Below are 12,421 nucleotides of genomic sequence, written 5' to 3' on the forward strand. Positions count from 1 at the left end.
TTCAATATAAAAAAGATTTTCCTTGCAGGGCTGGAAATTACCTGCACACATCCTCAAAAAGGACAACTTCAACACCTGCCCCTTTGCTCACCATCGGCACCTCCGCAGGGATCTCAATGAAGCCGTCCGCAGCTGCAAGAGTTGTGATGGAGGCCGAGGTCTTGCTGGCAGAGAACACCTTATTCCCTTCCAGCCGGACAGCATGGAGCTCATGCCGGCTTCCGGAATTGACATCTTCCTCAAGGACTCCAGGTACCACCTGTCTCACAGGCGCCGGGGCTCCCAGGCATCTCCTGATAAGCGGCAGCAGGAACTCGTAGAATACCATGAGCGAGGACGTAGGATTACCCGGAAGTGCCACGATGGGGATCTCATTGATAATACCCGCAACCACAGGCTTCCCCGGCTTGAAACTGAGACCATGAGCCAGAACCTTACCCTTCTCCTCAATGATGTTGAACATGAAATCGTCCGGTCCAGCAGACGTACTGCCTGATGTCAGCACCAGGTCACACTCAGCAATTGCCCTGTCCACGGCCCCGCTGAAAGCTTCCCGATCATCCCTCACGATGCCATAGGGAACAGCATCCGCACCGCAGTCCGTAATACTTGCATAGAGTGAATATGAATTACAATCGTAGATCTTGCCGGGACCAAGTGGTTCTCCCGGAACCGTCAGCTCGTTCCCGGTGGAAATTATTCCCACCTTCATAGACCTGACATCCACATTTCTCATACCGATCGCCGCAAGCACACCGACCTCACGTACCCAGATCCTGGAACCTTTGCGTAGCACAAGTTCGTCCTCATGGATATCGAAACCTGCATGGATCAGATTCTCATCTGCACTTACTGCCACCTTGATGAGAACATTGCCTTCCTGAAGTTCGGTGTCCTCCACCATGACAACGGCATCCGCACCTTCCGGGATAGGACCACCTGTTGCTACCTCCACAGCCTCCATCTCACCTACGCGATATTTAGGAAGCTGACCCACCGGCGAGAATCCCAACAACTTCAGGGACACCGGCTTTTCAATTGCTGAAAGCACGTCCTCTGAACGCACAGCATACCCGTCTTTCAGGGCTTTAGGAAAATTCGGGACAGCGGTAGCTGAAACGATATCCTCTGCAAGAACACGGCCAGTTGATCTCTCAATTTCTATCGGCCTTACATGGGTTCGGACATCGATCCCTTCAAAAAGTTTCCTGGCATCCTCAATGGACAACAGGTCATGCAATATTTTCCGTGGCATTGTTGGTCAGATTGATCAGATTTATTAGATTGATCCGATCGGACAGATCGGTTAGATTAGGAAAGAAAAAAGAATGATCGAAAAGATCATTCGTAGATCGGAGTACCTGTGCTGCCGGTGACTTCCTCGAATGCAGCGACTGCTGCCTTGGTTATAGGACCGACTGAACCATCTCCAATAGGCCTTCCGTCAAGCTTTGTGATAGGTGCAGCCTCTGCTGCGGTACCTGTGACGAAGATCTCATCTGCGGTGTACATGTCGAAAAGACCGAGGTTTCCGACAATGACCTCATAGCCACGCTCCTCGAGAAGCTCAATGGCAGTAGCCCTTGTGATACCCTTAAGGTTGTTGATGGTTGGCGGAGTGTAGACCTTGCCGTTCTTGATAACGAAGATGTTGTCTCCGGAACCCTCAGAAATGAAACCGTTCTGGTCAAGGAAGATAGCCTCATCGCCGCCCTTCTCGTTTGCCTCGATCTTTGCGAGGATGTTGTTGAGGTAGTTCAGTGACTTGATGTTAGGGGACAGTGCATCCGGTGCATTACGCCTGATACCGACTGTGATTGCTTTGAGACCGACCTCATAGAGATCGCCATACATTGCACCCCATTCCTGTGAAACGATGTAGATGCTTGGCTTTGGGCACTTGCGTGGATCAAGACCAAGGTCACCAACACCACGTGAAACGATAGGACGGATGTATGCATCCCTGAGGTTGTTCTTCCTCAGTGTCTCAAGGATAGCCTCGCTCATCTCTTCCTTAGAGATAGGGACCTCAAGAGCAATTGCCTTTGCAGAATCATACAACCTGTCAACATGCTCCTGAAGCTTGAAGACACGACCATTGTATGCCCTGATTCCCTCAAAGACACCGTCACCATACAGGAAACCGTGGTCATAGATAGAAACCGTTGCATTTTCCTTTGTGACAAACTCACCGTTGTAATAGATCAGTAATTCGCTCATATGAATCCTCTTTAGTAATACCGGTTAAAGGTACGTTTTTGTAAATATTGTATTCCTGATGTTATCTATCTTATATATGAATATTTGTACCAGCTGGAATGCCAGGGACAGTTAAGACAGCAGTGAACAAGTAAAAAACGGAAAACAAGAACAAAATGAGAATGGAAAAAGTGAGCAAAGTGGGCTAAGTGGCCAAAGTGACCGGAAAGTCCGGATCAGGATTCTTGCTGCCCTGTTAAACTTTTCGTTGCCTGCTGTTCAGAATACTTCATGAATACCGATTCATACTCACGCCATCCGGCCAGGAACATGACAATAGCAAAAGGCGCCAGAAATGTTATTTTCATAAAATTATCCAGGAACAAACTCATAGCTACAAGCATGAAGATGACAAAGCAGGTCTGTAGCAGGGAAAAACCGATGGCTGCCTTTCGCGGACCCTTTTTCAGTGAGTAAATGCCCCAGAACCGTAGATTCAAGATATCCTTTAGTGCAGGAGAAGAGGTAGGATCTATGCCCTCCATCCCCTTCATGAATTGTCTCATCCTCATTTCTGAGATCGTTTTAGAATAGAACAGTGCCAGAAGCAAAATAATGAGAAATCCAAAACCACCGATCAGGGCCTGCCCAAGCAGAATCAGCAGGGTTGAGGTGAACATGAGGAAACCGAAGATCGCCGGAAGGTAGCTTGTCTTCTCTCTGATTGCTTTTCTCAGATTGTAAAGTGTCATTATTGCAAAGAAGGCAAGGCCGAGGATGAGGATTATTTGCATGATCAGTGGAACCTTTGTTGTTTATGTTTCTATTCAACTCGTTGACCATACGATCAACTACATTATATAAAAATGTATTAATGTCTTATAGTATTTTAAACTATGTTGTGTAAATTGTCCTTTTTGTTATTTTTATAGATAATAAATGTGTGCTAAATACTGAATATTATATACCATAAAAGCATACACCACGCTCACAATTTCCAATCGAAGTTGGAATTATGAATTCCTAACTGTAAAAAGAGAAATTGGGAAAATATGGTATGATAAAGAGATTTTGGATAATAGGAATGATCGCACTTTTGAGTGCAGTATTTTTGATGCCATCGATGGCTGGAGCGGAGGCTACAGTCATCTGGGATGAGGAAATTGAGCTACCATCAGGATATGTGAACTTCACACCTACTGATAACCAATCTGCAAATTATTCAACATATAACTTTACAGATCTAGGTGCACTCTTATTTGTAAATGAAACGGAAGGAATCAACTACGACATAACAGGTTCACCGGGTACTTACTGGATTAATGCACTCAATGGAACAAGCAACGAAATATGGGGAACAGAAAACTCCAGTACATGGTATATTTATATCAATGATGTAGCAGCATCCAAGGGAATAGGTGGGAACTCAGTAAGTAACGGGGATAAAATTACATTCTGGTACGCTCCAACAAACACTACTACATTTGAGCATGATATTACAAAAGCCACCTATGTCATGAACATAACATTGAAATCAGCAGTCGTGGAATGGGCAGGAGAGATAGAGCTACCATCGGGATATGTGAACTTCACACCTACTGACAACCAGTCTGCAAATTATTCAACATATAACTTCACAGATCTAGGTGCACTCTTATTTATAAACGAAACGGAAGGCATCAGCTACAATATATCAGATAGATGGTATTCATCATCTGGTTTCTGGATTGATGGTATCAATGGAATCGATAATGAACCATGGGATGCAGGTAAATCCAAAGGATGGGGCATATTTATCAACGGTGTGAAAGCTCCAAACGGAATAGGTCAAAACTCAGTGAGTAATGGGGACAAAATAACATTCTGGTACTGTCCAAATGATGCAAACACATTTGAACCGCTTCTTGGAGAAGCAACCAGAGTTCTGAATATAACCTTGAAGGCACCAATAGTTGAATGGGATGGTGAAATTGAACTGCCATCAGGATACACAAACTTCACACCTACTGACAACCAGTCTGCAAATTATTCAACATATAACTTCACAGATCTAGGTGCACTCTTATTTGTAAACGAAACGGAAGGCATCAGCTACAATATATCAGATAGATGGTATTCATCATCTGGTTTCTGGATTGATGGTATCAATGGAATCGATAATGAACCATGGGATGCAGGTAAATCCAAAGGATGGGCCATATTTATCAACGGTGTGAAAGCTCCAAACGGAATAGGTCAGAACTCAGTGAGTAATGGGGACAAAATAACATTCTGGTACTGTCCAAATGATGCAAACACATTTGAACCGCTTCTTGGAGAAGCAACCAGAGTTCTGAATATAACTGTAGCAATTGAAACCATCAGTAATAGTAAAAGTAGCAGTGGCGGAATAGGTCATGCTACTATTGTGACCCTTGCCGATAAAGAAGAACCGGCCACTCCTGAAGAAACACCAGTTGTAGATGACACTCCGGCTGTTGAAGAAGAAACCAAAGCTGAGCCACAGCCAGCAGAGCCGGTCACTGAATCAAATGTTGAGACCGAAGATCAAAATTCCACCCCGGGATTTGAAGCAGCATTTGCAGTATCTGGACTATTGCTATCCGCAGTTTTCATTATGAGAAGGAGGATGTGATCCGGCATAAATCGATGATCAGGGAGTCGGGAGAGATTTCTTCCGACAAATCCTGTTCAGGATTATTGAAATTTCTTGAAAAATGAAAAGAGGGAAATTAAATGGATAAAAGTAATAAAAGAAAGATCAGAATTCTTTCAAGCATACTGATTTTCATACTGATTCTTCCATCGATGGCATGTGCAGCATCCAACTGGTACCAGTTCCAGATGGACGAGGTCAATTCAGGAGTTACAGGAGACCAATCACCTATCTCTGCCCCATGGGATGAAGACTATATGTCATGGGAAAAACAGTTACCTTCAGGCATAGATTGCACACCAATTGTTGTGGATGAACTTGTGTATGTAGCTACTGCAGATAACACGGTATTCGCAATCGATAAAGAAACCGGCGAAACTGAATGGGAAAGCACATCCAGTGGCAGCGGTTTTCTGGTTTCAAACCTGGCATATGGAAATGGCATGATATTTGTACCTACAATGAATGGATACATCTACGCATTCGATGCTGACGATGGTGATGAAGAATGGAACGTAAAGGTTTCAGATAAGCAATTAAATACACCTGTTAAGTACTACAACAAGAAAATTTATTTTGGAGACTGTTCTGTAAGTGGTGCTGGTTCAACTTCAAGTGATGGAACTTACTATTGCTATGATGACGATGGAAATCTTATATGGAGCCGTCCATCTACCACCAATACCGGATATTACTGGGCAGGCGCTGCAATAAAAGAAGATTATCTGATTTATGGAGATGACGGCTCGAATCTGGTCTCCGTTAACAAAAATACAGGAGATACTATCGATGAGATCGACATTTCCTCAGTATTTGGATTTGATGTGAATGAGATAAGATCATCTATCCTCTATAATGACAACAGAGTATATTTTACTTCTAAAAGTGGACATTGCTACGCAATTGGATTTGATACGAATACCGGTATGTTTGACACATCTGACAAAGAAAGTACAAGCATAGGTTATACCACATCAACTCCTGCTATATATAAAGGAAGAATATACGTAGGAAATATCAATGGTTTAGCCTGTCTGAAAGCATCTGATCTTTCAAAGGTCTGGGACTATTCAGCAAACGGTGAAGTGAAATCATCTCCATCCATATCAGACCATTATGATGCAGGAGACGGTGAGATATATATATATTTCACTACGAATGCTGAAAAAGGTAAGGTCTACTGCGTAAAGGACTATGCAGACAATACCAATCCTGAGAAACAGTGGTCTTATGGAGATTCAGATAAAACGGCTTGGTCCCTTGCAGGTGTCGCGATATCCGACGGTTGGGTGTACTACGGAACCGATTCAAATTACCTTTTCGGAATGACAAATAAGGAGAAAACCGCTGAAGGTACGGATGGATCCTCATCCGGAGGAACCGGAGCTTCCGCCGGATCCACCGGAGAAGCACCTGAAAACATCGTGCTGGAAAATACTATGCAGAAGATCGTGACCGCTGGTAACAGGGTCAATTATGAGTTCAATGACCCGGAGAACTGCATCACTACAATATCATTTGATCCTAAGATAAATGCAGGATATAAGACTGCCATTGTCGAGATGCTTAAGTCTACATCTTCTTATGCAACCCCTGCCCAGGGTGAAGTTTACCAGAACATGAACATATGGGTCGGAAAGGCCGGTTTTGCAACAGCTGAGAACATAGAGAATGTGAATGTTGAGTTCAAGGTAGACAAATCCTGGGTCAATGAGAACAACATTGACAGGTCTTCCATCGCTCTGAACAGGTACCACGATGACAAATGGAATTCCCTGAACACAGTGGAGATCGCAGGAAAGGAAGATCAGGATCACTTCTACTTCAGTGCAGAAACCCCTGGATTCTCACCATTTGCAATTATCGGTGAAAAGGTCCAGGTTGCAGAGAACGCAGTTGAAAATGAAGTTAGCACGGAAGAGATACAGGAAGAAGCAAATACTGCAGATGATACAGCAGCTGATGAAGAAGCAGACAGATCCAAAGACAGTCCCGGATTTGGAGCTATCTTCATGGTTGTCGGATTGTTGCTATCGGTATTTTGCATAAGGAAAAATGGTCAATGATAGGACCCATCATTCCATCAGATGGCATAATGCCATCTGCTTTTTATTTTTAAATTATTAGATGATCCGTTTTTATCGGAATTATTCATTATCTGAATTGAGCTGCAAACTAAATTCATCTTGAACTCAGGCATAGTAACTGGAGGATCAAGTCTTTCGAAAATAAGAAGGATGAATGTCAAATGTACAAAATCAAAAAATCACGCATTTTTATTGTCTTATTAGGTCTCATATTATTAACTTCAATGGCCACAGTTGCAACAGCATCCAACTGGGAACAATTCCAGTCAGACTGGAAGAATACAGCATTGCAACCAGGACCTGCGTTGAAAGCTGAACCTGAAATGCTCTGGTATCAACACACCTCTGCACAGGGAACCAATGGTATCAATGTCCCACCAGTGATCGCAGGCGACCTTGTGTACACCTACACAACGAATGGTTCGGTCTGGGCATTTAACAAGCATAACGGTGAACTTGTCTGGAGAAATAAAACACCGGGAGGAAAGGCTCTCCAGTCATCTACACCTGCATATGGTGACGGAAAGCTCTTTGTTGCCAGCAACAGCGGTGACATCTTTGCATTCGATGCTGCAAGCGGGGAAGAACTGTGGAGTGAACATGTTACAGAAAGCAATTTTGAATGTCCCATAACATACTTCGATCACAGGATATACATCGGAGAGGGATTGAAAGGTGGACCGGGTACTAAATACTACTACTGCTTCGATGACAGCGGACAGCTAATGTGGAAATATCCTAATGAAAACTCAGCAGGGTTCATCTGGAATGGTGCTTCCGTCATAGGAGAACATATAGTATATTCCACACACGAAGGAAAACTTTTGAGCCTCAACAGGGAAACAGGAACCCCTGCAGATGAGATCGACCTCAGTTCCGAAGAGATAGCATTCCCAAAGGAAGATCCGGGAATGTTCCGCTCATCCGTCACATATCAGGACGCTTACATATATACTACCTCAGAGAGGGGACAGGAACAGGGATATGTGTGGAAGATCGGCTTTAAGGAAGGGAAATTCCTCGACGGCGGATGGTGCACACAAAACGGGTTCAGCACATCAACTCCTGTGGTCCATGATGGAAAAATCTACGTTGGACAGGGAGAGCATGGGTACACGGGACACCTCACATGCATGGACGAATCGAATGGAGACATACTCTGGTCCTATTTCGTAGATGCAGGAGTTAAGTCATCACCGGTCCTTGCCGTTGAGAATGACAACGAGTACATTTACTTCACAGGTGCAGAAAGTGATGGATCCCTTTATTGCCTTGAAGAGGACGGGACCCTCGCATGGGAATATAATCCCCCTGAAGATGACGGATACATCCTGCAGGGTGCAGCTATCTCCGATGGGAAGATCTACTTCGGTACAGATGCTGGATACCTCTACTGCATTCAGGAAACGATCCCCCCGGGATGGGAGCATTTCCACAAGGACACCAGGAATACCGGATATTCTCCATCAGATGCTCCGGACACGAACAATATCCTGTGGGCAAGTGAGGATATCGGAGCCGTTAAAGGATCATCTCCGGTGATCGCCGACAATAAGATCTACGTGAATTGTGGAAAGTATGTGAGATCACTGGACCAGTATACAGGTGAGTTCCTGGCAAACCACAGCAACGGAAGTACAAAATATAACTCCATAGCATCTCCTGCATACAACGATGGAAATGTGTGGTGTGGGCTACCAGAGTCGGTCAATAGCGGTACAACAGTGGCAGACGGAAAGAGATTCGAAGGAGAGTGGGATGGTAATTATTACTGTTTCGATGAAACTACTGGAGAACTTGTATGGAACTTCAGTGCAGAAGGAAATGCACAGGCAACTCCGGCATACGATAATGGAAGGGTTTACTTTACGTCCTGGGTATATGGCCAGGCCGATGGTGGTAACGTCTACTGTGTTGATGCAAATACCGGAGAACTGGTATGGAACCAGAGCAAGATACTTTACAACTGCTGTAGTTCACCAACCATCTATGGCGACATTCTTTACCTGACCACCTACAATTTCTATGGTGAAGGTGAGATCTATGCCCTGGACCGGGATAATGGTTCAATTTTATGGAAAAAGGACATACACTCAACGGATTCCACACCTGCTGTTGCCTACGGTAACGTCTATGTAACCGGCGGTTGCTACGGATACAGTGACCTGCAAACGTACTGTTTTGATGCAACGACCGGGGAACTGAAGTGGGAAACAGATCCGGAAGATGGCATTGGTGGCTGGCTTTGCTCTGCTGCAGTTGCAGATGAGAAGGTCTTTGTTGGAACTGCCTTTGATACCGAAGAGGATTATGCCGGACTGAACGGAACATGTGCTCTGGATGCATTCACTGGAGAACTTATCTGGAACTCACCGTACGGCGGATCATCGCCTGCCATTGTAGATGGAATGTTGTTCACCGTTGCGGAAGGAAAGGTCTATGCTTTTGGCGAAAAGGCAACTGGAGATGAAAAGTCAAATGTGAAAACACCTGGATTTGGGTCGGTGGTTTCATCTATTGCGTTTTTGGCCTCGACAATTTTTATTGCAAGCAAAAAAAGAAATTGAGAAGAGAACAATTTGTGTGGGTTACATCAACTCCCACACAAACCTTTTTTTAACGCATAATTTACCCAAAAAGCATCTCCTATACAAAAGACTTTTATGTATAAACACCCATGTCGTATCTCATCCGCCCAAATCTATTTGGGCCCGTGGCTTAGCCAGGATATAGCACCGGGCTTCTAACCCGGGGGTCGTGGGTTCAACTCCCACCGGGTCCGTTAGAATAGGATCAAAAGATCCTAAACAGATGTCGATGCCTTCAAGAATTCGATATCTGTTTATTTGCTTTTTTTGCTTAACCTCAGTAATATTAGTCTCAGCAAAGGTCAGTCCAGACTACCAGCTTTAATTACTCAAATGAATTTCAACTGACATCTCACAAGATGTTAAAGGGAAAAATTGGAATTAAAGGAAGTTGATGTCAGGATGGTACAATCCGCTGCAAAGGTAAATATCCGCCAACAATTTCTTTTGACTTGCAAAAAGATATATGCCATAATGTTAATTTCTAACCGGGTTTGGGCATACTGCTATTAAGTTACTTTACGATTAGCTGTAAGCGGGGGCTTTCGGTAGTAATTGGGTAAATTGAAAAATGCCTGAATTTTGAATCATATTTATCTTGGGGAGAAAAATAGAATGTTAAATCTGATACTTGATGCGATCGAGGGATTTACCAGGGGTTGGACAGATTCCAAATTTGAAAAGTTAAAGACATTTGCTGTAATGCTAGCATCTGCTTTGATCATAGGTGCTCCTTTAACACAAGCATTTGAATTTGCCCAATCCGTTGTTGGGCTTATAGCTGCCGTTGGATCACTGGCACTTGCAATAGGAATTCTCACAATTGTTGGATGGGCATCAGATGCTTTTAAGGGGCCTTTTAGGTATTGATCAGGCTCAATCAATTACTTCCGTGGACTCTTGAAATGTGGATCTTAAGACATCTTCGTTAAGACAGAACGTTCAAAAATAACTTATGATCGAACACAAAATGATAAATTTAAATATCTGCAGAAATACTTATTTAAGCACATAAAATTTTGGATATGAAAGAATGGGGGAAAATTTAAAGATCGGGATGTTCTCCTGGGAGAGCTTACACTCGATAAAGGTAGGGGGCATAGCTCCGCATGTCTCCGAGCTTGCTGAAGCGCTTGCTGAAAAAGGAAATTCGGTACACATATTTACCCGGAATTCAGGACTGGAACCACACGAGATGGTCAATGGTGTTCACTACCATCGAGTAGACCATTCCCTTGATGGTGGCATCGTCCAGCAAATGGATAGTATGTGCGATTCAATGTACTCAAGGTTCCTTGAAGTTACAAAGGAATATGGCGAATTTGACATATTGCATGTTCATGACTGGCACCCTGTCAATGTGGTCTCAAGGATAAAACACGAGTTTGGAACTCCTTTTTTGATGACATATCACAGTACCGAATGGGGACGAAATGGTAACGTACACGGAGACTGGTGGGAGGCAAAGGAGATATCCCACAGGGAATGGAAGGCCGGCTATGAATCCATAAAGGTCATATCTACTTCACAGCAGCTCACAGATGAGATCAAGTTCCTGTACCAGATACCCGATGAGAAGATCTCCATCATCCCAAACGGTATCTTCCATGGAAAAATGAAGAAGGATGTTGATCCGGGTGAAGTGAAAAAGAGATTTGGGATACACCCTCTGGCACCTGTTGTGCTGTTCATAGGACGTATGAGCTACCAGAAAGGTCCCGACCTGCTTGCCAAAGCCATCCCTAAAGTACTGCACCATCGCTGGGACACTCAGTTCGTTTTCATAGGAGAGGGTGAAATGCGCCCTCACTGCGAATATCTCGTAAATGAAGAAAATGTATCCGATCGCTGCCATTTCCTTGGATACGCAGACGATGAGACTGCAAGGGACTGGATAAACGCATGCGATATCCTCTGTATCCCGAGCAGGAACGAGCCTTTTGGCATAGTGGTCCTTGAGGGATGGGATGCTGAAAGGAACATCGTTGCAACAGATGCGGTCCAGATCATCGATAATTTCGTTGATGGCATAATGGTATACAAGAACCCGGATTCCATTGCATGGGGCTTAAATTACATGCTTGATGACCTTTCCAATGACAGCCTGAGAGAAACTGGAAAAGAGCTCATCGAAACAAAGTTCAACTGGCACACCATCGCAGAACAAACGATCGAAGCATATGTTCCGGAACAAAAAAGTGACTGGATACATGAAGAAACACTTGGAAAAGCAAAGACATTCTGGTGGAAAATTGACAGTGAACTCAACATTTCCATAGTCAGGGAATTCAGTTCTCCAAATGGTAAACTCAGGGTCGACAAACTGATAATGAAGGATGAGCTGGGTAAACTGAATGAGTATATGGCAGATGAGAATTGGAAAGACCTGTCAAATAACGTGGAAAAATTAAGAAACGGTACTGAAAAAGAAGGAATTGGGAAATTCCTTTATCGTGATCTTAACTGGAATCCCAAGGAATCACAGTTATCAAGCCACATTGGTGCAATATTCCATCGGGCTGGAGTATGGGAATACAATGGGAAAAAGAGAGGGATCAAATTCCGAAAAGCGGATGACAATTGGCACTCTTTGATGAAAAATTATTATGGAGAATGCATCAAAGAACCAGCTCATCCTGAGCAATGCAGTGGCGTTGGTCTTAACTGACCAACGCTTAAGGATCATTCAATAATTTTACAAATTGATGGAAGAATTGCTTTTTTGTCTTTTCAAACATATCTCACATCAATACCTTCTGATTTTTTAATGTCATGAACGTGAAGCTAGTGACCAGTTCCTTTAGCATGACATTGATGATATCGATCATAGATAGAGGTCGATTTTAAAACTATCTTACGTTTAAGGATAACATTAGTTATCCATAACACAA

The 12,421-nt window shown here is 43.6% G+C and carries 8 protein-coding genes and 1 tRNA gene; 6 read left to right on the top strand and 3 right to left on the bottom strand.

Annotation, left to right across the window (positions count from 1 at the left end; all coding sequences use genetic code 11):
* Nucleotides 1-37: 37 nt before the first annotated feature.
* From WOA13_RS10485 to WOA13_RS10495, 3 genes are all read right to left on the bottom strand, one after another.
* The gene (locus WOA13_RS10485) at nucleotides 38-1,255 is read right to left on the bottom strand and encodes a molybdenum cofactor synthesis domain-containing protein (RefSeq protein ID WP_342127852.1); all 1,218 of its coding nucleotides are present in this window, start codon (nucleotides 1,253-1,255) and stop codon (nucleotides 38-40) included.
* Between the two features lie 86 nt (nucleotides 1,256-1,341).
* Entirely contained in the window at nucleotides 1,342-2,220 is an 879-nt protein-coding gene (gene ilvE, locus WOA13_RS10490) for a branched-chain-amino-acid transaminase (protein ID WP_342127853.1), read from the bottom strand.
* 215 nt (nucleotides 2,221-2,435) lie between these two features.
* Complete coding sequence (locus WOA13_RS10495; RefSeq protein ID WP_342127854.1) at nucleotides 2,436-2,993, bottom strand: hypothetical protein; 558 nt, start codon at nucleotides 2,991-2,993, stop codon at nucleotides 2,436-2,438.
* Between the two features lie 248 nt (nucleotides 2,994-3,241).
* Between WOA13_RS10495 and WOA13_RS10500 the strand changes: the two genes are divergently transcribed.
* The 6 genes from WOA13_RS10500 (at nucleotide 3,242) to WOA13_RS10525 (ending at nucleotide 12,198) form a co-directional block, all read left to right on the top strand.
* Nucleotides 3,242-4,834, top strand: a complete 1,593-nt coding sequence (locus tag WOA13_RS10500; protein WP_342127855.1) for a DUF4430 domain-containing protein — start codon at nucleotides 3,242-3,244, stop codon at nucleotides 4,832-4,834.
* A 101-nt stretch (nucleotides 4,835-4,935) separates the two neighbouring features.
* Nucleotides 4,936-6,921, top strand: coding sequence for a PGF-pre-PGF domain-containing protein (locus WOA13_RS10505; RefSeq protein WP_342127856.1), 1,986 nt, complete (start codon nucleotides 4,936-4,938; stop codon nucleotides 6,919-6,921).
* A 245-nt stretch (nucleotides 6,922-7,166) separates the two neighbouring features.
* Nucleotides 7,167-9,509: an outer membrane protein assembly factor BamB family protein gene (locus WOA13_RS10510; protein ID WP_342127857.1), complete on the top strand. Its 2,343-nt coding sequence runs from the start codon at nucleotides 7,167-7,169 to the stop codon at nucleotides 9,507-9,509.
* A 140-nt stretch (nucleotides 9,510-9,649) separates the two neighbouring features.
* A tRNA-Arg gene (locus WOA13_RS10515) sits at nucleotides 9,650-9,724 on the top strand.
* Nucleotides 9,725-10,145: 421 nt separating this feature from the next.
* Nucleotides 10,146-10,400 carry a hypothetical protein gene (locus WOA13_RS10520; protein WP_342127858.1) on the top strand — a complete coding sequence of 85 codons (255 nt, stop codon included), beginning with the start codon at nucleotides 10,146-10,148 and terminating at the stop codon, nucleotides 10,398-10,400.
* Between the two features lie 163 nt (nucleotides 10,401-10,563).
* Nucleotides 10,564-12,198 (top strand): glycosyltransferase family 4 protein, encoded by a 1,635-nt coding sequence (locus tag WOA13_RS10525; protein WP_342127859.1) that lies wholly within the window; start codon nucleotides 10,564-10,566, stop codon nucleotides 12,196-12,198.
* The last annotated feature ends 223 nt before the right edge of the window (nucleotides 12,199-12,421 follow it).

It is taken from the genome of Methanococcoides sp. LMO-2 (assembly GCF_038432375.1).
Taxonomy (GTDB): domain Archaea; phylum Halobacteriota; class Methanosarcinia; order Methanosarcinales; family Methanosarcinaceae; genus Methanococcoides; species Methanococcoides cohabitans.